The following is a 25,333-nucleotide window of genomic DNA, read 5'->3' as shown; positions in this document are numbered from 1 at the left end:
TAATGAAAGTAAAATTTACCTCCGCACTGATTTTTTTGATTTCTTGCTTTGCACAAGCCCAACACACTATAATCCCAAATCCAGTAAGTTATATTGTTGAAAAAGGAAGTTTTGTTATAACCCCAACTACAAAAGTAGTTCTTGAAAACAGCAATCCTGAATTACTTCAAGTTGCGGAGTTGTATTTTGGCTCCCTAATGGGAAAAGGTTTGGAAGTGGTTCAAAAGAAACCTACGAAAAGCTCAAAAACAATAAACGTTGTACTAAATCCAATTTCAGATGATTCCATTGGCAAAGAAGGCTATTCGTTGAAGGTGAATCCAAATATAATTGTGCTAAAAGCAAATAGTGTAGCTGGAATATTTTATGGCCTTCAAACTTTGGATCAATTACTCAATTTTAATGCAGTTTCAAAAGAGAATATTGCAATATCAGCATGTACTATAACAGATTATCCGCGGTTTGGTTGGCGAGGACTAATGCTGGATGTGAGTCGTCATTTTTTCTCGACTTCGGATGTCAAAAAATACATCGATTGGATGTCCAAATATAAATTCAACGTACTCCATTGGCACTTGTCTGACGATAATGGTTGGCGAATCGAAATTAAATCCCTACCTAAACTTACTGAAATTGGCGCTTGGCGCGTAGAACGATTTGGGACTTTTGGCAATCGAGAAGCTCCATCTGAAGGAGAAGCAACAACTTACGGAGGCTTTTATACACAAGAGGAAATTAAAGATATTTTACAATACGCCGCTGAACGTCAGATCACAGTTGTTCCTGAAATTGATATTCCGGGGCATTCAATGGCTTTGTTAGCAGCTTATCCCGAACTCTCCACTCTAAAAGAACCTAAGATGGTTAATCCAGGTTCTAACTTTGCCGATTGGCATGGTGATGGGACTTTTACCATGAAGATTGAAAATTCCTTAAACCCTTCTGACGAAAAAGTATACACTATCTTGGACACTATATTCGGAGAAGTGGCTGCTTTGTTTCCAGGTCAGTACATTCACATTGGCGGGGACGAATGTTATCATGGATTTTGGGAAAAAGATCCCAATTGTATTGCTTTGATGCAAAAAGAAAACCTTAAGGATGCCAAAGAATTGCAAAGCTATTTCATTAAAAAAGTAGTGAATATAATCACTTCTAAAGGTAAAAAAGCTATTGGTTGGGATGAAATTTTATATGGCGGTTTAGCAGACGGAGCTGCAATAATGAGTTGGCGAGGAACTAAAGGTGGTATCGAAGCATCAAAAGCAGGTCACGAAGTGGTGATGTCTCCCAATTCATTTGCTTATCTAGATTATACGCAAGGCGATCCATCAGTTGAAGTGCCGGTTTATGCCAAATTATCCTTAAAAAAATCCTATGAGTTTGAACCAGCACCTGAAGGAGTAGATCCAAAATATATTTTGGGCGGACAAGGCAACCTTTGGACAGAGAAAATACCCACTATTGAACACGCTTTTTATATGACCTATCCAAGAGCATTAGCTATTATTGAATCGGTATGGAGTCCTTCAGAAAATAAGGAGTGGAATAATTTTTCAACCCGACTAGAAACTCATTTTAACCGATTTGAAACGGCGGGGAAACTCATAAGTAAAGCCGTTTACGATCCAATTGTTAGCGTAAAAAAGCAAGATGGAAAAATGATGTGTACACTGTCAAATGATTTATCAAATGTTGATATTTATTACACTATTGATGGTACTTTTCCAGCCCAATATTCGACAAAATACACCCAGCCTTTTGAAATTCCTAAAGGAGATATTACGTTTAGAGCAGTATCTTATCGAAATGGAAAATCAATCGGAAGAACTCTAACTATTAGCAAAGAAATGTTAGAAAAAAGAATTGGAAAATAAATGACCGAATTAGTATTAGCTCATATTCAAACTCCATTAGGCATAGCCACTATTAAAGGGAATGAGAATGGCATTGCAGTAATCGCTATTGCTGATGAAGGCATTGTTTCCGAAGAAATTCCGTTGGTTTTACAAGAAGCGGTAACGCAACTACAAGACTATTTTGATGGAAAACGAACCCATTTTGATTTCCAATTGAATCCTGTTGGGACCGAATTTCAGCAAAAAGTGTGGAAAGGCTTATGCGAAATTCCTTTTGGAAAAACAATAAGTTATTTAGAATTAGCCAAACAACTCGGCGATGTAAAAGCAATTCGCGCCGTTGCCTCTGCCAATGGTAAAAACCCGTTGTGGATTGTGGTGCCCTGCCATCGCGTAATTGGCACTGACGGTTCATTGACTGGTTATGCAGGCGGTTTATGGCGCAAAAAATGGTTGCTTGAACACGAAAATCCAAGTACACAAAAGAGTCTTTTTGAATGAGACTTCTTAGATCTCTAGATTTTTAGAAATTTAGATGTATTTCTAACGTTAAAATAATTACAGTTTATTACTTTAGATTTCTAATAATTTATTGATCCAAAAATCTAACCATCTAAAAATCTAATTAGTTTAACTATCTAACCCATATATCCCAATGATCGAAAAAATTAACCTGAATCATATTCTCTTTTTAGATATCGAAACGGTTCCAGAAGAAGAACATTTTAATTCGCTTGACGACGAAATGAAAGATCTTTGGGAACACAAAACCCAATACCAACGTAAAGAAGACTTTAGCCCTGAGGAATTTTATGACCGCGCAGGGATTTGGGCTGAGTTTGGAAAAATTGTCTGTGTATCAGTGGGGTATTTTGTAATTAAAGGTGATGTTCGTAATTTTAGAGTGACGTCTTTTTTTGGCGACGAAAAGAAAATCTTACGCGATTTTAATAATTTGTTGAACAATCATTTCAATCAAGCCCAGCATATTTTATGTGGTCATAACGCTAAAGAGTTTGACATTCCGTTTTTAGCGCGCCGCATGATTATCAATCAAATTCCGATTCCGAATAAGCTGAATTTATTTGGCAAAAAACCATGGGAAATTCCGCATTTGGATACCTTGGAGTTATGGAAATTTGGCGATTACAAACATTTCACCTCCTTAAAATTGATGTGTAAAGTATTGGGAATTCCTTCCTCAAAAGGCGATATTGATGGTAGTCAGGTGGGACATGTTTTTTATGTAGAAAAAGATATCGACCGAATTGTAACCTATTGCGAAAAAGACACGATTGCTGTGGCACAAATTTTTCTTCGTTTGAGACGGGAGGATTTATTAATTGAAGACGAGATTATTCATGTTTAATTTAATAATGTATGAATACAACGAAACAACTAGCCCAACATTTTAGAGACGTTCATTTTGGGGGTAACTGGACTTTTGTAAATCTGAAAGATTCTTTGGCTGATGTGACTTGGCAAGAAGCAACAACAAAATTACATGACTTCAACACTATTGCTACATTGCTATTTCATATCAATTATTATGTAAACCCTGTTTTAAAAGTTTTACAAGGTGAACCTTTAATTGCGAGTGATAAGTATAGTTTTGATTGTCCTCCAATTACTTCTAATGAAGATTGGCAAAAATTAGTTCAAAAAGTATTGGACGAAGCTGAATTATTTGCTCAAGAGATTGAAAAACTAGATGAATTGAAATTATATGATGTGTTTTCTGAAGAAAAGTATGGAAATTATTTCAGGAATTTATTGGGAATAATTGAACATTCACATTATCATTTAGGGCAAATATCGTTGATTAAGAAATTGATACGACAAAAAGGGGAATAACAATTTTATATTGATATTGTAATTAGAGGTTGCCGTTGAAATTGTCATTACAATTGATTTATTACATTTACAAAAAAAATAAATTATGGTATTAAGTAGATTTTGGTTGGCTATTTTTATTTCCTCCATTGCTTTTGTAGTTTTTAGTTTGTTTTCAGGTGGTAATTATACTATCGACCACGTGTTGAATGGGAAAAAAGACGACCCCATTTTAATTTCAGAAAAATACATTGAGCAAGTTCCAGCTTTTGTGAAAGATAGTATCAAGAATGCTCCTGAACAAACGATGGTTGTCAATCGAGATACCATTAATGCCGACACTACTTATGTTTTCCAAAATAAAACGGTTAAAATCTATAGTGGTGTCCAAAAATCAGATGGTTTATTGCCTACTTGTAAAAATAGCTTATTGGACTTGATTATTCCATTGATTGCCTATTTGGCGTTCTTTTGCGGTATCATGGAACTGTTGATTATTTCTGGTGCTGCCGAAAAATTAGCCCGTCAATTGAGCCCGATGTTTGCTAAAGTATTCCCATCCGTTCCAAAAAACCACGAATCGATTTCGTATATGACCTTAAATTTTGCCGCTAATTTCCTCGGATTAGATTCGGCAGCTACTCCTTTTGGCTTAAAAGCAATGGAAAGTTTGCAAACTATAAATCCAGAAAAAGACAAAGCCAGCGATGCACAAATTATGTTCATGTGTTTACATGCTGCAGGATTGACCTTAATTCCTACTTCTATCATTGGCTATCGTGCTGCTGAAAATGCCGCTAATCCAGCCGACGTGATGTTACCTTGTATATTGACCTCTTTTATTGGAACTATTGCTGCGTTTTTGATTGTCGGCATTCGCCAAAAGGTGAATTTTAAAAGCGCTTCCTTGTTGGTCGCTTTAATGACAATTATTGCAGGAATTGTGGGTCTTTTGTTTTACATTAATACTTTGGATTTAATTGGTAAAAACTTTTTTACCTCTAATCTTTCAGGTTTAATGTTGGTGGCTATTATTGGTTTTACCTTGGTTTTTTCGTTTATAAACGAGAAAAAATTCGTGGCTCATGACACTACTATTTTTGACACTTTTGTAACAGGAGCTAATAATGGACTAAAAACAGGTGTTACTATTTTCCCATATGTAATGGGTATGTTGGTAGCGATTTCATTTTTTAGAAATAGTGGTTTATTTGAAATCATCAGTAACGGAATTTCTTTTGTGTTTTCTAATATTGGCGTTAGTAAGCAAATCACCGATTCGCTTCCTGTAGCCATGTTACGACCTTTTAGTTCTGGAGGCTCTAGAGGATTTATGATCGACGCTATGCGAACATTTGGACCAGACTCCTTTACGGGCAGATTGAGTTCTATTTTTCAATGTAGTGCGGAAACAACTTTTTATGTAATTGCGGTATATTTTGGTTCGATTAAAGTAAAAAACACCCGTTATACTTTGAGCACTATGCTTTTGGTAGATTTGATTTGTGTCATTACAGCGATTTTGGTAGCAAGCTGGTTTTTTTAAAACGGATAACTCGTCTAAGGTTTTGGAAACGTTGTGGGTTATTCGTAACTTTACTTTTCTAAAATAACCTTTACATGGACTTTATATATCAAGACCCGTATCCGATTTTGAAAGACGATACACAATACAAAAAATTAACTTCCGACTTTGTACAACTAGAACAGTTAGGTAACAGAGAAATTCTAACTGTTGATCCAAAAGGATTGGAATTGCTAGCGCAAGAAGCCATGAACGACGTGTCGTTTATGTTGCGAAATTCACATTTGCAAAAGTTAAACAACATTTTGAACGATCCTGAAGCGACAGACAACGATCGTTTTGTGGCCTACAATTTATTGCAAAATGCAGTAGTAGCTGTAGAAGGGCAGTTGCCTTCTTGTCAAGATACCGGAACAGCGATTGTAATGGCTAAAAAAGGCGAAAACGTATACACTGGAGCCGATGATGCCGAATGGTTGTCAAAAGGAATTTTCAATACTTACCAAAATAAGAATTTACGTTACTCTCAAATTGTTCCAATTTCGATGTTTGAAGAAAAAAATTCAGGATCGAATTTACCGGCTCAAATTGATATTTATGCAAAAAAAGGAGCTTCTTATGAGTTTTTGTTTTTAGCAAAAGGAGGCGGTTCAGCGAACAAAACGTTTTTGTACCAACAAACAAAATCACTGCTGAACGACAAATCGATGGAGATTTTCATTCGTCAAAAAATCAAAGATTTGGGTACTTCGGCTTGCCCACCCTACCATTTAGCTTTAGTAATTGGGGGAACTTCTGCCGAAGCGAATTTAGCAGCTGTAAAGAAAGCTTCAGCAGGTTATTTTGACAATTTACCCACTTCTGGAAACATGTCAGGTCAAGCTTTCCGTGATTTAGAATGGGAGAAAAAAGTACTAGAATTTTGTCAAGAAAGTTCCATTGGAGCGCAATTTGGAGGAAAATATTTTGCTCATGATGTGCGAGTGATTCGTTTGCCACGTCACGCCGCTTCTTGTCCTGTTGGCTTAGGAGTATCCTGTTCAGCGGATAGAAATATTAAAGGAAAAATCACCAAAGATGGTATTTTCTTAGAGCAATTGGAAACCAATCCAAAGCAATTTTTACCGGCTACGCCACCGCATTTGGAAGCGCCAGTTGAGGTAGATTTGAACCGAACAATGGCGGATATTTTAAAAGAACTGTCTCAATATCCAATCAAAACCCGATTGAAGTTAAACGGAACTTTGATTGTAGCGCGTGATATCGCTCACGCCAAAATCAAAGAATTGTTGGATGCGGGTAAACCAATGCCAGACTATTTTAAAAACCATCCGATTTATTATGCAGGACCGGCTAAAACTCCAGACGGAATGCCATCAGGAAGTTTTGGACCTACCACGGCTGGAAGAATGGATGTGTATGTAGAAGAGTTCCAAAAAGCAGGTGGAAGTATGATTATGTTGGCCAAAGGAAACCGTACCAAACAAGTAATGGATGCTTGTAAAACCTATGGCGGATTCTATTTAGGTTCTATTGGTGGTCCAGCGGCCATCTTAGCACAAGACAATATCTTGAAAGTAGAAGTAGTGGATTTTGAAGAATTGGGTATGGAAGCGGTACGTAAAATTACCGTGAAAGATTTCCCAGCCTTCATTATTACCGATGATAAAGGAAACGACTTCTTTGAGAATTTGTAATCTAAAAAGACCTAACCTGCAAGGTTTCCAAAACCTTGTAGGTTTAAAATACAAAACCTGCAAAGCATAATTGTCTTGCAGGTTTTTATTTTTTGGGCGTTGGTCGGGTTTGTACTTTATATCTTTTGCTACTTCTTATGAAACATCAACCTTATCAACAGTTCATTAAGGTTAGTCAATTTTCATTTCAGGAATCTCCCCATCTATAATCAAACTAGCTTCACTTGATGCAATGATATGTTCTACGCTTACACCTGGTGCGCGTTCGATTAGTTTAAACCCTTTTGGTGTGATTTCCATAACCGCCAATTCAGTTACGACTTTTTTGACACAACCTACGCCTGTAAGTGGTAACGAACATTTTTTAAGAATTTTGCTTTCGCCTGCCTTGTTAACGTGCATCATGGCTACTATTATATTGTCGGCAGAGGCCACTAGATCCATTGCTCCACCCATTCCTTTGACCATTTTTCCTGGAATTTTCCAGTTGGCAATATCCCCATTTTCAGCCACTTCCATAGCGCCAAGGATAGTTAAATCAACATGCTGGCCACGAATCATTCCGAAACTCAATGCCGAGTCAAAAAAACTCGCTCCGGGAAGTGTGGTGATGGTTTGTTTTCCTGCGTTGATTAAATCAGCATCTTCTTCGCCTTCAAATGGGAAAGGCCCCATGCCCAAAACACCATTTTCTGATTGAAATTCAACCGAAATATCGTTTCGAACATAATTTGCCACCAAAGTTGGAATTCCAATTCCTAAGTTAACATAATAGCCGTCTTTGACTTCTTGTGCGATTCTTTTTGCGATTTGATTTTTATCTAGTGCCATTTTATTTTCAAATTTTCAAATTGAATAATTTTCAAATTATTTTTTTCTTACCGTTCGTTGTTCAATTCTTTTTTCAAACAATTCCCCTTGAAAAATACGTTGTATGAATATACCCGGAATATGAATTTGATTAGGGTCCAAAGTTCCAGCTTCAACTAATTCTTCCACTTCGGCGATGGTAATTTTTGCGGCACCTGCCATACACGGATTAAAGTTGCGCGCCGTTCCTTTAAAGATAAGATTACCGGCAGTGTCTCCTTTCCATGCTTTTATAATAGAAAAATCAGCTTGAAAAGCGTGTTCTAAAACATGCATTTTTCCATTAAATTCGCGCGCTTCTTTTCCTTCTCCAACTTCGGTTCCATATCCAGCAGGAGTAAAAAATGCTGGAATTCCGGTTTGTGCTGCCCGGCATCTTTCTGCCAATGTCCCTTGTGGAATGAGTTCTACTTCGAGTTCGCCCGAAAGCATTTGGCGTTCAAATTCGGCGTTTTCTCCCACATAGGAAGAAATCATTTTCTTGATTTGTTTGTTTTGTAATAAAAGACCTAAACCAAAATTATCTACTCCAGCATTATTGGAAATACAGGTGAGATTTATAGTTTGTTTTTTTACTAGCTCGGCAATTGCATTTTCTGGAATACCACACAATCCAAAGCCACCTAGCATAAGAGTCATGTTGTCTTGAATTCCTTCAAGAGCTTGATTTACGTTAGCTACTTTTTTGTTAATCATATTTTATGATATTACTTTTTGTAATGTATAACCTTATAAATTCTATAATTCGAATTCTTCAGTATCTTGTTCTACATCAGTACTGTCTTTTACGACGGCACTAGGTTTAGAATAACAATCTACTTTTATTCCAAGATTAGCGGGTCTGTCAAAATTTTCTTTTGACACGTTGAGCGTTTCGTCTTCGTAGCATTTTTTCATAAAATAGCCCCAAACCGGTAAGGCAGAAGTAGCTCCTTGACCATAGGTTAAACTTCTAAAACGTGCCGAACGATCTTCACAACCTACCCAAACTCCGGTTACTAAATTAGGCACCATTCCCATAAACCATCCATCGGATTGATTTTGAGTTGTTCCTGTTTTACCAGCAATTGGGTTTTTAAACATGTACGGATAACCAGTCCAACGGTTGTCTCCGTTTCCACCACCTTCGGTGCGTAAACGTTCTCCAGAACCACCTTCGGTTACACCTTCTAACAATTTAATAACTGCAAATGCAATGTCTTTATTCAACACATCATGCGACTCTGGAACAGGTTCGTAAAGAACAACACCGCTTTTGTCTTCAATTTTTCTTAAAAATTGCGGTTTGACATAGACACCTTGATTGGCAAAGGTGCTGTAAGCAGCCACCATGTCTTGCACTGTAATTTCGACTGCGCCAAGAGCAATTGAAGGTTGTGCAGGAATTTCAGAAGTCACTCCTAACTTATGCGTTAATTCTACTACGGCTTCAGGTCCTGTTTTGTCAATTAATTTCGCTGAAACGGTATTAATAGAGTTAGCCAAAGCTCTCTTTAAAGTAACCATTCCGCGGTATTTTTGATCGGAGTTTCTTGGTTCCCAATCAGCAGTTACATTATGTTCTCCTTTGCGAATCATAAAAGGGCCGTCCAAAATAGAATCACAAGGCGACATGTTCAATTGTTCAATTGCTGTTGCATAAACAAACGGTTTGAATGTAGACCCCACCTGTCTTGCTCCTTGTCCTACGTGGTCGTACTGGAAGTATTTGTAATTGATACCACCTACCCAAGCTTTAATGTTACCCGTTTGAGGTTCCATTGCCATTAAACCGGATTGTAAAAAGTGTTTGTAATAACGAATGGAATCCAAAGGCGTCATAATGGTATCTCTTTCTCCTTTCCAAGTGAAGACTTTCATCTTGGTTTTTTGTTTGAACGAAGCAATGATTTCTTCTTCACTTTTATCGTTGGATTCCATAATATTCCATCGTGCGGATGCCTTCATAGCTTTCTTTAAAATACGATCCGTTTCGGCTTGAGAAATGTTCACAAAAGGAGCGTTTTTATTATCTTTAGCTTGTTCGAAGAATTCTTCTTGCATATTTGCCATATGAGCTTCAACGGCTTCTTCAGCATACAATTGCATACGAGAATCAATAGTAGTGTAAATACGCAAACCGTCTCTGTAAATATTATAATCTGAGCCATCTGGTTTTTTATTTTCTTCTACCCATTTTTTCATGTATTCTCTCAAATACTCTCGGAAATAAGTAGCCGTTCCATCTTTATGACTTTCTAATTTGAAGTTCAATTTGATAGGCAAACTTTGTAATTTTAGTTTTTCGGCTTCGGTAATAATCTCTGCTTTTTCCATTTGCTTTAATACCACATTGCGACGATTAAATACGCCTTCTGGGTTTTTAACCGGATTATAAAGCCCTGAATTTTTAAACATTCCCACTAAAATTGCCGACTCGGAAATAGTTAATTCTTTAGGTTCTTTCGAAAAATAGGTTTTGGCTGCCGAGTTGACTCCTACAGAATTATTTCCAAAATCATACACATTGCAATACATAGCAATGATTTCGTTTTTGGTATATTGTCTTTCTAAACGAATGGCAATAATCCATTCTTTAGCTTTTTGAATGATTCGGAACGGTAAGAATTTAGACCCTTCACCATGGAATAATTGTTTTGCCAATTGTTGGGTTAGTGTACTGGCACCACCAGACGTGCCAAAGCTTAAAATAGCTCGTAATGTTCCTCTACCGTCAATTCCAGAATGATCATAGAAACGAGCATCTTCTGTTGCTACAAGCGCTTGCACTAAGTTTTTAGGCAAATCAGAATACTTTAATTGGGAACGGTTTTTTTCAAAATATTTTCCAATAACCACTCCATCAGCAGAGATAATTTCGGTTGCTAAATTAGAGTCTGGATTTTCTAAGTCTTCAAATGAAGGCATAGAACCCAAAAGCCCCCAAGAAGCAAATAGGAAAAATAAGGCAATGCCTCCCAAACCATAAAAGAAATATTTCCAAAATAATTTGGAATAATATTGAATGTCTTTTTCAGAATCAGGAACCTGATTTTTTTTACGATTAATAATAGCCATAATATAATTTTCTATTCTTTATTTTCTATTCTAAACCCTACTTCTGTAATTCCCTCAAGCTCTTCTACTCCAGGGACTTTGCCTGTTTCACGAACCGCTTGTTTGATGGATACTTTGTATTTTCCTCTAAATTTTACATTTTCTTTATAGAACAATTTACTCTCTTTAATATCAGAAAATCCTTCGCCTAGAAGTGTTCCGTCTGGATTAGCCATTTGGTATTCTAAAGTGTCTACTTTGGTAAATCCGTTGGGTAATTCTAACGCCACAATCAAAAATAAATTGTTAAACGGATAATTGTCATTACTTCTTAAATTGACAAACAAATCGTATTTTTTAGTCGAATCCAATTTGGGCAATTGAAAAGTAACCGTGCTGTCTTTGTGCCAGGCACTTCCAACCGAATGGTATTCGTCAAAAACTCTTTTTTTATCACATGAAAAAAAGAGAATTCCCATTAAAAGAAAAACAAGACTATTTTTTATCCTCATTTTTAGTAATAATTATCGGTTTTCTCGGCTCTCCACTTTTTTGGGTTGGATTCGGACGCTTGTTATTATTAGGTCTGTTATTATTTCCCGAAGGCTTATTGTTGTTAGGATTAGCAGGTCTATTATTTCCTGTATTTCCTTCAACTGCTTGTCTCGGTTTTTTGTTAGGTCTTTTCTTTTTCTTAGGTTGGTCAAAACGAGTTAAACTTTCTTGCCCCATCGCATTGTTGAAGTTTTTTTCTTGTTCGTCAACCGTTTCAATGGCAAAATCTTCTAATGAAGACACCTTGTTTTTCAATTTATTTTCGGCAACAATTTCTTTAACTTGTTCTATGTTTAATACATGCCAGTTGGCAAAATTATTGGTGTATGCAAACCACATTAAACCTTTGAAAATATCTTGTTTTTGGCAAATAGCGTCCCCTTTTTCAGTCACTAATTTAGTGTCAAAATCAGGAAAATCTTTCAAGGCATCCATGTAAGTATCTAACTCATAGTTCAAACAACATTTTAATTTTCCACATTGACCGGCTAATTTTTGCGGATTCAATGACAACTGTTGGTAACGAGCTGCTGAAGTATTGACACTTCTAAAATCAGTCAACCAAGTAGAACAACACAATTCTCTTCCACAAGAACCAATGCCTCCTAAACGAGAAGCTTCTTGGCGGAAACCAACTTGTTTCATTTCAATTCTCGTGTTGAATTCTTTAGCAAAATCTTTGATTAATAGACGAAAATCGACTCTGTCATTTGCGGTATAATAAAAAGTAGCTTTTGAGCCGTCCCCTTGAAATTCAATATCCGAAATTTTCATTTCTAATTTTTGTTGAATAGCCAATTCACGTGCACGCACTTTCATCGGCTCTTCACGGTCCCTTGCTGCCGACCAAATATCGATATCTTTTTGAGAGGCTTTTCGGTATATTTTAGCAATTTCAGCACTTTCAGGATTGACTCCTTTTTTCTTCATTTGTACTTTAACCAATTCGCCAGTTAAAGTAACAATTCCGATATCATGTCCTGGTGAGGCTACAGTTGCAACAATATCACCAATGCTTAAAGTCAATTTTTCTGTATTGCGATAAAATTCTTTTCTTCCATTTTTAAAACGGACTTCCACACAATCAAATGGAGCTTCGCCGTTAGGGGCGCTCATATTAGAAAGCCAGTCAAAAACGGTTAATTTGTTGCAGCTATCGGTGCCGCAAGTCCCATTATTTTTACAACCCTTTGGTGCACCACCATCAGAAGTTGAACAACTTGTACATGCCATAATTTATATGTAGTGTTGCAATGAATGCAACTTAAGTTCATAAAACGAATAAGGTGTAAAGATAGTATTTTTTAGTTTTAAGTTTTATAGGGTTTTTGTTAAAGTAAAAATCCCATTTCAGTTACGAAATGGGATAGATTATATTGAAAAATAAATAGCTTTAATTTTGTAACTTAAGGTACAATTTATCCGATAATCGCACTCTAAATGGGACTTCAAAAGTTACTTTATCACCTGTTTTAGCAACAGTGCTTTCACTTCCGTTGACCAACATTTTATCTAAAACTAATTCTTGATTTCCAGTGGTTGGACCTGAAATAAATAGGGTGTCTCCAACGTTTAATTCGTTGTTTTCAATTACAAAAAGACCTACTTGTGCCTTCACATAATAGTGTTCTACTTTGCCTAAAAGTATTTTTTTTATCTTAATCTTTTGACGAATATCTTTTGATTTTGAAGCTGTAGCCAATGCCGTATCAGAAAGTTGCTTCGCCTGTTCGAGCATAGCTCTCGGGTCACCCGAATGTTTGAACTTTAAATTTTCTGATTTTCCTTTTCGGAATACTTTATTTCCAACTTGTTTTCCGCGACGCAATTTTATTTGTTCGGCTAAAGGCAAATGGGTAATTTCTTGACATTCAGATGAGCAACAATTTTCCATAGCGGCTTTACAGTCGTCGCATTGAATGAATAATAAATGGCAGCCATCATTAGAACAATTAGTATGATTGTCGCAAGGTTTTCCACATTGATGGCATTGCGAAACGATATCATCAGTAATTCTTTCGCCTAAGCGATGATCAAAAACAAAATTCTTTCCGATGAATTTACTTTCTAGATTTTCTTCTTGGATTTGCTTAGCATAGTTGATGATTCCGCCTTCCAATTGGAATACCTTTTTAAAACCTTGGTGCTTGAAGTATGCCGATGCTTTTTCGCAACGAATTCCGCCCGTGCAATACATCACCAAGTTTTTATCTTCTTTATGGTCTTGCAATTGCTCGTTGATGATAGGCAAACTTTCTCTAAAAGTCTCCACATCGGGAGTGATGGCGCCTTTAAAATGACCAATTTCACTTTCATAGTGATTTCTAAAATCGACTACAATGGTGTTGGGATCTTCTAAAATTTGATTGAATTCTTTGGCTTTTAAATGCACGCCAATATTGGTTACATCAAAGGTTTCGTCGTTTAATCCATCGGCTACAATTTTGTCGCGAACTTTCACCGTCAATTTTAAAAAGGAGTGATCGTCATGTTCTACGGCTACATTCAAACGAATGCCGCGCATAAAGGGATAGACTTCTAAAGTTTCGCGAAAGGCTTCAAAATTTTCGGCCGGAACACTCATTTGCGCATTGATTCCTTCTTTGGCTACATAAGTTCGGCCAAGGGCGTCAAGGGCATTCCAAGCAACGAATAAATCGTCTCTAAATTTTTTAGGGTCTTCAATTTTGGCATACGCATAGAAAGACAAAGTAAGTCTTTGTTTGCCAGCTTGATCAATCAGCTCGGCTCTTTCTTCTGCGCTTAAGGTGTTGTACAGTTGCATGCTATAAACGTTTAAGTGAGAAATTATGTAGGAGTTCTAAATGGAAGAACTCATGTGCAAAGATAGTATTTAACCACAAAGCACACAAAGATTTTTCTCAAAGGACCATAAAAAAACCGCAAATTCGCAAATTTTCTTCTTTTATGAAGATTGTAATTTGCGAATCTGCGGTAAATAATTTTCTTTCTGACTTAGCGACTTAGCGGTAAGTTTAACAAAACTCTGCGTAAGCGTCTTGTAAGTTTTCTGCGATTAATTCAGCAGGGCGACCTTCAATATGGTGACGCTCTAACATATGAACTAATTCACCGTCTTTGAACAAAGCCATACTTGGTGAAGATGGAGGAAAAGGGAACATGTGTTGACGCGCTGCATCAACTGCTTCTTTATCAACTCCTGCAAAAACCGTAATCAAATGATCTGGTTTTTTAGCACCTTCTAAACTCATTTTTGCTCCCGGACGTGCGTTTCTTGCAGCACAACCACAAACAGAATTCACTACTACTAAAGTAGTTCCTGCTCCTTTGATGGCGTTTTCAACAGCCTCAGCAGTATGTAAATCTTGAAAACCAGCGTCAACTAATTCCGCTTTCATTGGTCTTACCATTTCTTCTGGATACATAATTATTTATATTAAATTAATGATATACGATATTTGATTCAAAAAATCTTAGGCAAAGATAAATAGAAATCTGGTCTAAAGAAGTAATCAAATCATAAAGATTTGTTATCGTTGAATAGCTAAATTAAAATCGGAATAGTCGTTTTAATAAAGCATTGATAAAAAGTCCTTTTGGGCATTTCCAAATGACTTGTAAATCTTCCCAAAACGAAGTTTTTTCATCCAAAAATTTAAGAATAAGTGCTGCATTTCCTTTTTGAAAAAGGGCAGAAAAAATGGCAGCTCCTGTTTCATTTTTTTGGTCTAAAATGTCTAACAAAAGCAAATCGTACCACCAGAATTTAGTCTTTTTATGGAACTTTCTAAAATCGGTTTGAGTTTCTAAAAACGAAACTAATTCAGTTGATTTTTGGTCGGAATTTTTGAAGGTAAAGCCTGTACTGGCTTTGGTCCAACCTCCTGCGGTACCAATATTAATTACATTTTGGGTATTGTGTTTCCAAAAAGGGTAACAAGTCATAGGGATATTCCCAAACTCTTTTTCAACAATTTTATAGTTTTGAATACCTAATTTTTGAATGTAATTTTCGATTTTGGTTTCATATTCTTCTTTTGAAAGCAAGTCTTTTGAAAACAAAGTGTATTCCAACAAGGCTTCGGTTTCTGAAGTAGGCAAAACATACATAAAACGGGTGTTTCCTTTTTGCGCCACCGAAAAATCCATGAAAGTAGCTTGCTCGGGATTGAATATTGGCTTTTCGGTTTTAATAAACCAACCCACAAAATGCTGCTGCAACAAAGGATATTTCGACTGATTGGTAACTAATGAAGGATTGTAAATCGAATTGAAAACTTGGCTACAAGAATAACTTTGACTTTCGGTTTTTACCAAAACAATACTTTCTGATTCTTCTATTGCAAGGACTTTTTCTTGGACAAAATCAATATTTTTTTGATTTACAATCAATTCCAATAGTTGGTTGTAAAAATCCAATCCCTGAATTTTGTTGTATTGGTAGGGGTGTAATTCTAAGTTTCGTTTAAAATCAGCATTGGCAAACAGCACCGAATTCCATTTTTTTGAAATAGAGTTTTCCCAAAGAGTTTCTTTTTGTTCCCAAAAACACCAAGTTCGATCGTTAGTTTGTTTTGCGTTTTCGTCCAAAAGCAAAATACTTTTGGTTTGAAATTTTTGAGACAGAATCATTTTGTATACCGTCATTAAAGCGGATAAGCCTGAGCCAGTAAAAATGTAGTCGTATTGCTTCATGTTTCAAAAATAAGTAATAAAAACAAGATAAGATTAAAATGTTAGTCAATATGAAATCGTAGTCCAGCAAAAAAGCGAATCCCTTGGTTAGGGCCATAAGCATAAGTTGGATCGAATGTCAAACCATAAGGATTGTCAACAGTTGGTACCACATTGCCATTAGGATCAAATTGCACATTTTTGTCAAAAGGATCGTTGGCACGAGCAATTAAAAACGGATTGTTGCGATTAGGCGTCCAGTTTAGTAAATTTTTTATCCCCGTGTAGATTTCCAAATTATGAATTTTTTTAAATGTAAATTGGATGTTTTGGATACTAAATGGAAGAGAAGTTTCTCGACGAGGATCAAGTGGACCAAGTAGAGGCAAACGCATTGGCCCAGTAAGATTTCCAGTGTAATCAATGGCTAAATGCCAAGACGGAATTTCATAACTAACAGCCCAGTTAACCGAAAATTTTTCTGTAAAAAGGGGTACAAATCTTTGGTCGTCTTGCATTGTTAAAGGATCAAAATAGCTGGCGCCAAGACTGGCTTTTAGACCGAATGGTGTGATCCAATCTACATTTGAGCTAAGCCCAAAAATTTTAGAATAGCCGTTCAAATTATCGTATACAATTTGATCGGGATTCAAATCATAATTGGCAAAAATCCGATTCGTAAAATAGGTGTACCAAGAAGAAAATTCTAAATTAATGACTCCAGCATTTGTTAAGCTGTATTTTTTCAGGTAGTTAAAATTTACGTTATACGATGTTTCTGGCTCAAGATTAGAGGTCAATATGACATCTCTCGCTCCAGATAATGCTTGATGATCTTCGGTAAAAAGGTTAACTACTCTAAAACCGGTTCCAAAATTGAATCGTAAAATATCATTGGGAGTGGGCTTGTATTTAAAAGCAAAACGAGGGGTTACTATAGAGCCATGTGCTGAATTGTAATCATAACGCAGTCCAAGGAGAGTACTTGTTTTGTCTGAAAAAGTAATTTCATCTTGTGCAAATAGGCTGTAAATTTTAGAATGATTCGCGTTGTTAGTAGCAGGCGTATTGTCATTATAGTATTGGTATCTGAAGGCGCTTCCAAAAAGAAATGAATTGTTCTTCCAATTCTTATCCCAAAGGAATTGTCCAAAAGCAATTTTTTGATTAGCAAGAAATGTAGAATTGCCATATACAGAATTTTGATCATGACCAATAATTGAGAATTGGAAATACATTTTTTCTTGAACAGGGAGTTCATATTTCCCAAGAAATTCGTAACGAGAAGTATAAATACTTTCTCCATATACTTCGTTTCCTCCTCTAAAACCTTTATTCCATTGCATTTCACCGCCCCATCGGTCCTCATATAAATAACGAGAAACCAAGCTGAGCTCTTTTTGAGATTTTCTGCTAAAATTTAATTTTGAAAATAGTGAAACTCGATCCTGCAAGGAGAGGTCGGTGAAATTGTCATTATTGTTGTCAACAGGATGGTTGTATTTAAAATAGTTTACTCCAATTAGCGCATCTACTTTTTTGCCAAAATTAGCTCTATACCCTAAATCGATATTGGTTTCTAACCAGGAAGTGGAGAAAATATCGGCTGTAATAGTTGGAACCGTTTTTGGTCTTTTGGTAATTATGTTGATCAATCCTCCGACCGCTTCACTTCCATATAAAGTTGAGGCAGCGCCTTTAACCACTTCTATTCTATCAATCATCGAGTTGGGTATTCCGGATAAGCCGTAAACTGTTCCTAAGGCACTCACGATGGGCATGCCATCAATAGTTACCATCGTGTAGGGACCGTCTAAACCATTGATGCGAATGTCGCCAGTATTACAAACATTACAATTGTTTTGCGGACGCAAGCCATTTACATTTTGTAATGCATCAAAGATATTTGCGGTAGGATTTTGTTTTAAAAATGTAGCTGTTATTATTTCTACTGGGACAGGAGTTTGTAATCTCCGCATTGGTTTAAGCGTACCAGAAACAACCACTTCGTCGAGCTCTAGTTTCACTTTTTCTTTTTTTGCAACGGTGTCAGTTGTTTGACTATATAGTTGAGTAGAAAAGGCAACAATAAAAAACAATAGTTTTTTCATCAAATTGAAATCTAATTTTTAGGTAAATCTAAAAATAATTTTAATTAATCTAAAATAATTTTTTAAATTTGATAAAAATTTGTTCAATGACTAGCTCTGAAGAAAACTACATTAAGGTGATTTACCATTTATCATCTAGTACACCAAAAGGGGTGAATACGAATGCGATTGCAATTGTACTCAATACTAAAGCCTCTTCGGTGACGGATATGGTAAAAAAATTATCTGAAAAGAATTTGGTTTCTCACCAAAAATATTATGGAGTAACGTTAACTGAAACGGGGCTTAGAGAAGCCAAAATGATTGTTAGAAAACACCGATTATGGGAGGTTTTTTTAGTAGAAAAACTAGGTTTTTCTTGGGATGAAGTTCATGACATTGCAGAAGAATTAGAACATATAAAATCAGAAAAATTAACTAACAAGCTCGATGCGTTTTTAGGCTTCCCAAATACAGATCCTCACGGAGATCCTATTCCGGATCAAAAAGGAGAGATTCGAAAAATTAATAAATCATTATTGTCAGAAGTAGCACATCAAAAACTCTTTCTGTGCGTTGGCGTAAAAGATTCTTCGGTAGAATTTTTACAATATTTGAATAAACAAAAAATTACTTTAGGTTCTCATATCAAGGTTTTGGAAAAAGAATCTTTTGACAACTCAATTGTTATCGAATTGGATGGCAAAGAGTTAACAATATCGAATAAAATTGCAACTAATCTTTATGTTCAATAAGTATGTTTGAAGATATAATTCATTTTTTTGAAAGTATTGATCCGGTTTTAGCGGCTTTATATGCTACGCTATTTACATGGTTTTTAACTGCTTTAGGCGCTTCATTTGTTCTTTTTTTTAAAACAATGAATAGAGTAGTTTTAGATGGAATGCTTGGTTTTACAGGCGGCGTTATGGTAGCTGCCAGTTTTTGGAGTTTATTAGCGCCTGCTATCGAAATGAGTGGAGGAGAAGGATTTGCTAAAGTTATCCCTGCTTCGATAGGTTTTTTTCTAGGCGCCTTATTTATTTTTGGTTTGGATAAAGTCTTGCCTCATTTACACATTAATTTTCAGGAAACCGAAGGGGTGAAATCACCTTGGCAACGAACCACTTTACTTGTTTTGGCAATTACCTTACACAATATTCCTGAAGGATTAGCAGTTGGTGTTTTATTTGGAGGTGTGGCAGCCGGAATTCCGGAAGCTTCTATTGCGGGCGCTTTGACTTTGGCGATTGGAATTGGAATTCAAAATTTCCCAGAAGGAGTTGCCGTTTCTATGCCTTTACGCCGAATGGGAATGAGCCGATGGAAGAGTTTTATGTATGGACAATCTTCTGCTATTGTTGAACCTATTGCAGCAGTTATGGGAGCCGTAGCGGTTACCTTTTTCACACCCTTATTGCCGTATGCTTTAGCATTTGCAGCTGGCGCTATGATTTTTGTAGTAGTTGAAGAAGTGATTCCTGAAACCCAACAGGATAAAAATACAGATATTGCAACGCTAGGGTTTATAGGTGGATTTATTGTGATGATGATGCTAGATGTAGCTTTAGGTTAATGACAGCCACAATCGTCTTTGCCACAATTTTTATCTGATTTTTTTTTCTTCCAAAAGTATTTTTTAAACAAAAATCCAATTGATATAGCCAAGAAAGTGAAAGCAATTATTTCTTGTATGATATTGTTTTCCATTTTCTTGGCTATTTCTTAGTTAAAGATTACAGTTTTATTCCTAAAGAGATGTAGAAAGTTCGTCCTTCTCCCGGAAGAATACCAGGCCCTGGATATCCTCCTGCTCTTCTTGTAGCATAGTTTTTATCCAAAAGATTGTTTACTCCTGCTCTAACATTGTAATGTTTTAAGAACTTATATTCAGAAGAGAAATCCATTACTTGATACTGCTCTAATATACCTGTTACCCCGTTTGATGAAGGCGCCACCGTATTGTTAGCATCTGTAAAAATTTTACCAGACATTCTGTATTGTAATGTGGTAGAAAAGTTATTATTTCCCCAAGAAAGTCCAAAATTATGAATGTATCTCGGCGCATTTTCAACTCTATTTCCTGAAAAATTGGTTTCTCTAATTGTTACATTTGGAGCCGAACCAGTAGTGCTGAAAATACTAAAATCAGTGTAACGGCTATCAATAAAACTAATGGAAGCAAAAAGATCCAAGTTACCGTATGGTTTTTCTATTTGGAAGAAGCGCGTCACATTCAAATTAAAGAACCCTTCAATTCCTTTATTAATGGTTTCTCCTAAATTGGTTCTGAATAAGAAGGTTCCTTTAGTAGGATCATCATTAATAAATTGTCTTATTCCACCAATTCTATTATTGTAGCTTAAGTAAAATAAACTAAAATCAAAATTCAAATAGTTTTTATGAGTTCCTCTAAATCCTAAATCAGCATTAAACCCACTCGCATCTTTTAAATTAGGGTCGATGACATCTGTCACTGCCGGCGGTGTAAAATCTGAAAACAATACAGGTCTAAAAGCTTGGGTAATATTGGCGTAAATATTGGTAGTTCTAAATTTATATTCCATTCCGAGCCCAAACAAAGGTTGGTTTCTTGCTATCGATTTAACAGGCATAGCTACATCATTTCCATTACTAATGCCAAATCTTCCTTCTCCTGTATTTCTAATATATTCATAACGAACACCTGGAGTAACACTGAATTTTTCAGAAACCTTGAACTGATTTTCTGCAAAAACAGCCACATTTTCTGTAGTAAAATCTAAATCTCTACCGTACCTTCCGTCAATTGACAAATCAAAATCAGCTCCAGTTGTTCCTTTACCATCTTGAACACGACGTGTATTGGCTTTATAAAGACGCGCGCCAAAAGCAAGATTATTATCATTATTACCTAGTTTGTATTTTAATACATTACGATTTTCAATTCCAAAATTTTTATAATAGTCACGGTCAACACGTCTATTTGCAAAATCATTTGTAGCAGGGTTAATTACATCTTCAACATTGGGAGTTGCAGTAAACCCAACACTATTACGTTCTCCTACAAGCCCAAACAATTTGGTATTAGATGAAAAACGATTGTTTAGTTTAGTGTCAAAATTAATGGCAAGTACATTCCAAGGCGTACCGAACCAGTTTCTTTCTCTTAAAGATTGTTGAGAGTTAGCATTAAACTGACTATCGGTTAGACCTCCAGCTTGTTGCATTTTGTAATCCATATTAGTGTATTCAGCAGATAACTTCGTTTTTTCAGAAAAATCATAAGCTACGAATGCATGGGTATTTCTAACAGTGTACTCGCTGTTTTCTCTCCATCCATCGCCACTACGGGAATGATTATAGATATAATAAGAGAATTTATTGTGTTTTCCGCCAATGGCATTGTAGCTACTCATTAAGCCGTAACTTCCAACTGTATTTTGTGTTTCAAAAGAAAATGGTTTTTTAGTCTCTCTTTTTAAAACGTAGTTTAACATCCCTCCAAATTGAGGTCCAAATTGCAATGCAGACCCACCACGAACTAATTCTACCGTTTCCACAGCCTCTAATGGCGGATTATAATATGCCTCAGGATATCCAAAAACATCTGATGAAATGTCGTAGCCGTTTTGACGGGTATTTAACTCCCAACTTCTGTTTGGACTTAGTCCGCGAACCCCAACATTAATTTGGATTCCAGATCCCTCATTTTCCCAAATGGTAACTCCAGGGATTCTTGAAAAAATTTCTCTGGCATTATTCGTTGTGAAATTTCCATTGATGTTAGAAAGTTTCAAAACTTCATTTTTTTTACCTGAGAATAAAACATTTTCTTTTATCTCTGGCATTCTTTCTGGGCTTTGTTGTTTGGATTTAATTACAACAGGCTCTAGTTTGTTCACAGTATCAGTGCTAAAAAGCGGGAAATTTTGGGCAATAGCAGCTGTACTAATTAAGGATACTAAGGCGATAATTATATTCTTCATTTTTATTTAGATTAATTCTACATTGCAAATGTAAAAATTAATTTTATTTAGACAAAATATAAATAAAGAAATTTTACTTTAAAATTTGATAGGCAATTAAAGCAACGAGATAGGCCAATCCGCTCATGAAAATTAATTGTCCCAAAGGCCATTTCCAAGAGTTGGTTTCTTTTTTAGTAATGGCAATGGTGCTGGCGCATTGCATGGCAAAAGCATAAAACAATAATAAGGATATACCCGAGGCAAAATTGAATATTTTTTGGCCTGTTTCTGGGGAAATTTCAGCTTGCATTTTGTTTTTAATGGTAGTGTCATTATCGCTATCTCCTACACTATATATTGTAGCCAATGTTCCAACAAACACTTCTCTAGCAGCAAATGAACTAATAATCGCTACACCAATTTTCCAATCGTAACCCAAAGGAGAAATTACAGGCTCGATAGTTTTTCCCATAATTCCGATATAGGAGTTTTCTAATTTTTGCGAAGCAATTGCATTTTGTAGTTCGGTTTCTTCTAAAGGTTTAGCGCTGTTTTTTTCAATTACAATTTTTTCAGCATTATTGAATTTTTCACCGGGTCCATAAGAAGCTAAAAACCATAATACAATAGAAATGGCTAAAATGATTTTACCTGCACCAAAAATAAACGCTTTGGTTTTTTCGATTACATTAATAGCTACATTCTTGAATAACGGCAATTTATAATTAGGCATTTCGATTACAAAGTAGGTTTTGCCTTTTATTTTTAAAATCGAATTTAAAATATAAGCTGAGAATATTGCCATTCCAAAACCAAGTAAGTACAACAACATTAGTGTCAATCCTTGCATATTGATGATTCCAAATACACGAGTATCAGGAATTACCAAAGCAATAATAATAGCATAAACAGGAAGTCTTGCAGAACAAGTTGTAAATGGCGTTACTAAAATTGTAATCAATCGTTCTTTCCAATTTTCGATATTTCGAGTAGCCATTATCGCTGGAATTGCACAGGCAGTTCCTGAAATCAAAGGCACAATACTTTTTCCAGATAAGCCAAACTTACGCATGATTTTGTCCATTAAAAAAACTACTCGGCTCATGTAGCCGCTCTCTTCCAAAATGGAAATGAACATAAAAAGAAAAGCAATTTGCGGAATAAAAATTAGGATGCCTCCAATACCCGGAATAATTCCTTGAGCAATTAAATTAGTCAAAACACCAGCAGGTAATTGGTCACTTGCCAAAGCACTCAATGAAGCAAATGTACTGTCAATAAAATCCATCGGAATTTTAGACCATTCAAAAATGGATTGAAAAATTCCAAAAAGAATGAAAAAGAAAATCGCATAACCCCATACTTTGTGAGTAAGGACTCGATCTAAAACAGAACGAAAATCTTTGGCAACAGTGGTATCAATTTTAAGTCCCTCTTTTAATACATCATTGATGAATTGATAGCGCTTAATGGTTTCTTTTTGTTGTAATCGTTTTAAATCCGAATGGGATTTAGTAAATGAATTTCGGATTTCATTTCGATCTAAGTTCAAGAAATTAACATCTTGAGTAATTACTAACCATAATTTGTATAACAATTGGTTAGGAAATGTTTTGCGTAAGTTTTCAAAATAGACAGGATCAATAGAAGAAGCATTTAAACAAGGCTCTTTTGGGAGCGATTTGTAATTGACAATTAATTGTTTTAGTTCTTCAATGCCAGTTCCTTTTCTTGAACTCACTAAGGCAATTTTGGTTTGTAGCTTTTCTTCTAAATAAGGAATGTCTAATGAAATACCGTTATGTTTCATTCTGTCAGCCATATTAATGACTAGAATGGTGGGGATTTCCAAGTCTTTTATTTGAGTAAAAAGAAGTAAGTTTCGTTTTAAATTCTCAACATCAGTTACTACTAAGGCTACGTCAGGATATAATTTGTCGTTTTTGTTCAACAATAACTCAATCACCACATTCTCATCAATGGAACTGGCATTCAAGCTGTAGGTTCCAGGCAAGTCAAGAATATTGGCTTTGTAGTTATTGGGTAATTTGCAAAACCCAATCTTTTTCTCCACCGTAATTCCGGGATAATTTCCCACTTGTTGATTCAAACCTGTGAGTTGGTTAAAAACCGAAGTTTTCCCTACATTAGGATTTCCAATTAACGCGACATTGATGTTGTGACTACTTAACATTAGTGGTTTTCAATTAAATCAACTTCGATTTCTTTGGCAGTTTCTACTCGAATAGCCACATGCGAGCCATTAATGTTTAAATACAAAGGGTCGCCAAAAGGAGCTATTTGAAGTAATTCAACCACATTGCCTGGCAAACAACCCATCTCTAATAATTTCAAGGGAACAGCATCAATATCAAATTCTTTGATAATTGCTTTATCCCCTTTTTTGAGTATGTTTAATGTGGTTTGCAAGTCTTATTTAGATTGAATTAAGATTGCAAAAGTACAGATTTTAATACTAAACCAAATGATAAATATCATTTTTATACTAAAATTAAGAGAAAATGCGATTTATTGTTCCGACAAAAATGCAATGTCTTCAATTAGGCGTTGAACGTCTTCTTTATTCGTTCCGTCATAGAAACCACGCACACGTCTTTTTTGGTCCACTAATACAAAGTTTTCGGTATGTACCATATCATACAGTGCTGACGGTTTTCCTAATTTCACTGCTAAATAGGATTTTCGTGCCATAGTATAAATGGCTTTTTTATCTCCAGTCACTAGATTCCATTTGCTATCGTTGACATGGTGTTTAATAGCGTATTGTTTTAAAACAGGTACACTATCCGTTTCAGGAAAAACGGTGTGCGAAAGTAACATGACTTTAGGATTGTTGCTAATTGCTTTTTGAACTTCTTCTAAATTAGCGGTCATTTTTGGACAAATAGAACCACAAGTCGTGAAAAAGAAATCGGCAACATAAATTTTACCCTCATACTCTTTTTGAGTTATGGTTTTTCCGTTTTGGTTGACAAAAGAAAAGTCAGCAATGGTATGGTATTTACTAATGTATTGTACCGTGCTGTCTACTAATTCTGGATTAACATCTGCAGGGTTATATATAGGTAAAGTTTTAGCAGGTTTTAATGCCGAGTAAAACAAGGAAATCGTAATTATCGAAAAAACGATTAACCCAATAAAAAAGAAACGATAATGGTGTAAAAAAGCTTTCATTTTTAAAATTTGAAACAAAAATACGAAAATCATAAAGGCATTTACCATATCGATAGCATTAAAAAAA

Annotated in this window: 22 protein-coding genes; 8 read left to right on the top strand and 14 right to left on the bottom strand. The window is 35.7% G+C overall.

What is annotated here, in order from left to right:
• Window positions 1-2: 2 nt before the first annotated feature.
• The 6 genes from LPC20_RS02475 (at window position 3) to LPC20_RS02450 (ending at window position 6,914) form a co-directional block, all read left to right on the top strand.
• Window positions 3-1,877, top strand: a complete 1,875-nt coding sequence (locus LPC20_RS02475) for a beta-N-acetylhexosaminidase (protein ID WP_229326159.1) — start codon at window positions 3-5, stop codon at window positions 1,875-1,877.
• The gene (locus tag LPC20_RS02470) at window positions 1,878-2,360 is read left to right on the top strand and encodes a methylated-DNA--[protein]-cysteine S-methyltransferase (protein WP_229326157.1); all 483 of its coding nucleotides are present in this window, start codon (window positions 1,878-1,880) and stop codon (window positions 2,358-2,360) included.
• 154 nt (window positions 2,361-2,514) lie between these two features.
• Entirely contained in the window at window positions 2,515-3,228 is a 714-nt protein-coding gene (locus LPC20_RS02465; RefSeq protein ID WP_229326155.1) for a 3'-5' exonuclease, read from the top strand.
• An 11-nt stretch (window positions 3,229-3,239) separates the two neighbouring features.
• On the top strand, window positions 3,240-3,713 hold the full coding sequence (locus LPC20_RS02460) for a DUF1572 domain-containing protein (protein WP_229326153.1): 474 nt from the start codon (window positions 3,240-3,242) through the stop codon (window positions 3,711-3,713).
• Between the two features lie 85 nt (window positions 3,714-3,798).
• Window positions 3,799-5,238 (top strand): nucleoside recognition domain-containing protein, encoded by a 1,440-nt coding sequence (locus tag LPC20_RS02455; RefSeq protein ID WP_229326151.1) that lies wholly within the window; start codon window positions 3,799-3,801, stop codon window positions 5,236-5,238.
• A 74-nt stretch (window positions 5,239-5,312) separates the two neighbouring features.
• Window positions 5,313-6,914, top strand: coding sequence for a fumarate hydratase (locus tag LPC20_RS02450; protein WP_229326149.1), 1,602 nt, complete (start codon window positions 5,313-5,315; stop codon window positions 6,912-6,914).
• A 171-nt stretch (window positions 6,915-7,085) separates the two neighbouring features.
• On the opposite strand, the gene LPC20_RS02445 is transcribed toward LPC20_RS02450, so the two are convergent.
• The 9 genes from LPC20_RS02445 to LPC20_RS02405 all read right to left on the bottom strand — a co-directional run bounded on the left by LPC20_RS02445 (window position 7,086) and on the right by LPC20_RS02405 (window position 18,058).
• Window positions 7,086-7,745 (bottom strand): CoA transferase subunit B, encoded by a 660-nt coding sequence (locus tag LPC20_RS02445; protein WP_229326148.1) that lies wholly within the window; start codon window positions 7,743-7,745, stop codon window positions 7,086-7,088.
• 36 nt (window positions 7,746-7,781) lie between these two features.
• Complete coding sequence (locus LPC20_RS02440) at window positions 7,782-8,480, bottom strand: CoA transferase subunit A (protein ID WP_229326146.1); 699 nt, start codon at window positions 8,478-8,480, stop codon at window positions 7,782-7,784.
• Window positions 8,481-8,522: 42 nt separating this feature from the next.
• Window positions 8,523-10,832 (bottom strand): penicillin-binding protein 1A, encoded by a 2,310-nt coding sequence (locus tag LPC20_RS02435; RefSeq protein WP_229327118.1) that lies wholly within the window; start codon window positions 10,830-10,832, stop codon window positions 8,523-8,525.
• 20 nt (window positions 10,833-10,852) lie between these two features.
• Window positions 10,853-11,332 (bottom strand): gliding motility lipoprotein GldH, encoded by a 480-nt coding sequence (locus LPC20_RS02430; RefSeq protein WP_229326144.1) that lies wholly within the window; start codon window positions 11,330-11,332, stop codon window positions 10,853-10,855.
• A complete protein-coding gene (locus LPC20_RS02425) occupies window positions 11,316-12,608 on the bottom strand; it encodes a PSP1 domain-containing protein (protein ID WP_229326142.1) in 1,293 nt (430 codons plus the stop codon). Before LPC20_RS02425 ends, LPC20_RS02430 begins: the two co-directional genes overlap by 17 nt.
• 160 nt (window positions 12,609-12,768) lie before the next feature.
• Window positions 12,769-14,160, bottom strand: a complete 1,392-nt coding sequence (gene trhO, locus LPC20_RS02420; protein WP_229326140.1) for an oxygen-dependent tRNA uridine(34) hydroxylase TrhO — start codon at window positions 14,158-14,160, stop codon at window positions 12,769-12,771.
• A gap of 211 nt (window positions 14,161-14,371) precedes the next feature.
• Window positions 14,372-14,782, bottom strand: a complete 411-nt coding sequence (locus LPC20_RS02415) for a BrxA/BrxB family bacilliredoxin (RefSeq protein WP_229326138.1) — start codon at window positions 14,780-14,782, stop codon at window positions 14,372-14,374.
• Window positions 14,783-14,906: 124 nt separating this feature from the next.
• Window positions 14,907-16,052 (bottom strand): lycopene cyclase family protein, encoded by a 1,146-nt coding sequence (locus tag LPC20_RS02410; protein ID WP_229326136.1) that lies wholly within the window; start codon window positions 16,050-16,052, stop codon window positions 14,907-14,909.
• A gap of 41 nt (window positions 16,053-16,093) precedes the next feature.
• On the bottom strand, window positions 16,094-18,058 hold the full coding sequence (locus tag LPC20_RS02405) for a TonB-dependent receptor plug domain-containing protein (protein WP_338083185.1): 1,965 nt from the start codon (window positions 18,056-18,058) through the stop codon (window positions 16,094-16,096).
• 170 nt (window positions 18,059-18,228) lie between these two features.
• Here LPC20_RS02405 and LPC20_RS02400 point away from each other — a divergent pair, with 170 nt between their 5' ends.
• Together LPC20_RS02400 and LPC20_RS02395 are read left to right on the top strand one after the other, a co-directional pair.
• Window positions 18,229-18,876: a metal-dependent transcriptional regulator gene (locus LPC20_RS02400; RefSeq protein WP_229326134.1), complete on the top strand. Its 648-nt coding sequence runs from the start codon at window positions 18,229-18,231 to the stop codon at window positions 18,874-18,876.
• 2 nt (window positions 18,877-18,878) lie between these two features.
• Window positions 18,879-19,697, top strand: a complete 819-nt coding sequence (locus LPC20_RS02395; protein ID WP_229326132.1) for a ZIP family metal transporter — start codon at window positions 18,879-18,881, stop codon at window positions 19,695-19,697.
• Here the strand turns inward: LPC20_RS02395 and LPC20_RS02390 are convergent.
• From LPC20_RS02390 to LPC20_RS02370, 5 genes are all read right to left on the bottom strand, one after another.
• A complete protein-coding gene (locus LPC20_RS02390; RefSeq protein ID WP_229326130.1) occupies window positions 19,694-19,831 on the bottom strand; it encodes a FeoB-associated Cys-rich membrane protein in 138 nt (45 codons plus the stop codon). The genes LPC20_RS02395 and LPC20_RS02390 overlap by 4 nt on opposite strands.
• A 26-nt stretch (window positions 19,832-19,857) precedes the next feature.
• On the bottom strand, window positions 19,858-22,089 hold the full coding sequence (locus tag LPC20_RS02385) for a TonB-dependent receptor family protein (RefSeq protein ID WP_229326128.1): 2,232 nt from the start codon (window positions 22,087-22,089) through the stop codon (window positions 19,858-19,860).
• A gap of 73 nt (window positions 22,090-22,162) precedes the next feature.
• On the bottom strand, window positions 22,163-24,265 hold the full coding sequence (feoB, locus tag LPC20_RS02380) for a ferrous iron transport protein B (RefSeq protein WP_229326126.1): 2,103 nt from the start codon (window positions 24,263-24,265) through the stop codon (window positions 22,163-22,165).
• Window positions 24,265-24,501: a FeoA family protein gene (locus LPC20_RS02375; RefSeq protein ID WP_229326124.1), complete on the bottom strand. Its 237-nt coding sequence runs from the start codon at window positions 24,499-24,501 to the stop codon at window positions 24,265-24,267. Before LPC20_RS02375 ends, feoB begins: the two co-directional genes overlap by 1 nt.
• Before the next feature lie 99 nt (window positions 24,502-24,600).
• Window positions 24,601-25,266: an SCO family protein gene (locus tag LPC20_RS02370; RefSeq protein ID WP_229326122.1), complete on the bottom strand. Its 666-nt coding sequence runs from the start codon at window positions 25,264-25,266 to the stop codon at window positions 24,601-24,603.
• Between the last annotated feature and the right edge of the window lie 67 nt (window positions 25,267-25,333).

The organism is Flavobacterium ammonificans (assembly GCF_020886115.1).
GTDB lineage: Bacteria > Bacteroidota > Bacteroidia > Flavobacteriales > Flavobacteriaceae > Flavobacterium > Flavobacterium ammonificans.
Note: the sequence above shows the minus strand (reverse complement) of the source record. Positions and strands in the feature narration are given on the sequence as shown.

What these genes read in the sequence shown, in the direction of transcription:
- LPC20_RS02415 (WP_229326138.1), bottom strand. Translation starts at nt 14,782, where the DNA reads ATGTATCCAGAAGAAATGGTAAGACCAATGAAAGCGGAATTAGTTGAC.
- LPC20_RS02455 (WP_229326151.1), top strand. Translation starts at nt 3,799, where the DNA reads ATGGTATTAAGTAGATTTTGGTTGGCTATTTTTATTTCCTCCATTGCT.
- LPC20_RS02370 (WP_229326122.1), bottom strand. Translation starts at nt 25,266, where the DNA reads ATGAAAGCTTTTTTACACCATTATCGTTTCTTTTTTATTGGGTTAATC.
- LPC20_RS02385 (WP_229326128.1), bottom strand. Translation starts at nt 22,089, where the DNA reads ATGAAGAATATAATTATCGCCTTAGTATCCTTAATTAGTACAGCTGCT.
- LPC20_RS02445 (WP_229326148.1), bottom strand. Translation starts at nt 7,745, where the DNA reads ATGGCACTAGATAAAAATCAAATCGCAAAAAGAATCGCACAAGAAGTC.
- LPC20_RS02400 (WP_229326134.1), top strand. Translation starts at nt 18,229, where the DNA reads ATGACTAGCTCTGAAGAAAACTACATTAAGGTGATTTACCATTTATCA.
- LPC20_RS02460 (WP_229326153.1), top strand. Translation starts at nt 3,240, where the DNA reads ATGAATACAACGAAACAACTAGCCCAACATTTTAGAGACGTTCATTTT.
- LPC20_RS02425 (WP_229326142.1), bottom strand. Translation starts at nt 12,608, where the DNA reads ATGGCATGTACAAGTTGTTCAACTTCTGATGGTGGTGCACCAAAGGGT.
- LPC20_RS02465 (WP_229326155.1), top strand. Translation starts at nt 2,515, where the DNA reads ATGATCGAAAAAATTAACCTGAATCATATTCTCTTTTTAGATATCGAA.
- feoB (WP_229326126.1), bottom strand. Translation starts at nt 24,265, where the DNA reads ATGTTAAGTAGTCACAACATCAATGTCGCGTTAATTGGAAATCCTAAT.
- LPC20_RS02470 (WP_229326157.1), top strand. Translation starts at nt 1,878, where the DNA reads ATGACCGAATTAGTATTAGCTCATATTCAAACTCCATTAGGCATAGCC.
- LPC20_RS02390 (WP_229326130.1), bottom strand. Translation starts at nt 19,831, where the DNA reads ATGGAAAACAATATCATACAAGAAATAATTGCTTTCACTTTCTTGGCT.
- LPC20_RS02410 (WP_229326136.1), bottom strand. Translation starts at nt 16,052, where the DNA reads ATGAAGCAATACGACTACATTTTTACTGGCTCAGGCTTATCCGCTTTA.
- LPC20_RS02475 (WP_229326159.1), top strand. Translation starts at nt 3, where the DNA reads ATGAAAGTAAAATTTACCTCCGCACTGATTTTTTTGATTTCTTGCTTT.
- LPC20_RS02430 (WP_229326144.1), bottom strand. Translation starts at nt 11,332, where the DNA reads ATGAGGATAAAAAATAGTCTTGTTTTTCTTTTAATGGGAATTCTCTTT.
- LPC20_RS02440 (WP_229326146.1), bottom strand. Translation starts at nt 8,480, where the DNA reads ATGATTAACAAAAAAGTAGCTAACGTAAATCAAGCTCTTGAAGGAATT.
- LPC20_RS02450 (WP_229326149.1), top strand. Translation starts at nt 5,313, where the DNA reads ATGGACTTTATATATCAAGACCCGTATCCGATTTTGAAAGACGATACA.
- trhO (WP_229326140.1), bottom strand. Translation starts at nt 14,160, where the DNA reads ATGCAACTGTACAACACCTTAAGCGCAGAAGAAAGAGCCGAGCTGATT.
- LPC20_RS02395 (WP_229326132.1), top strand. Translation starts at nt 18,879, where the DNA reads ATGTTTGAAGATATAATTCATTTTTTTGAAAGTATTGATCCGGTTTTA.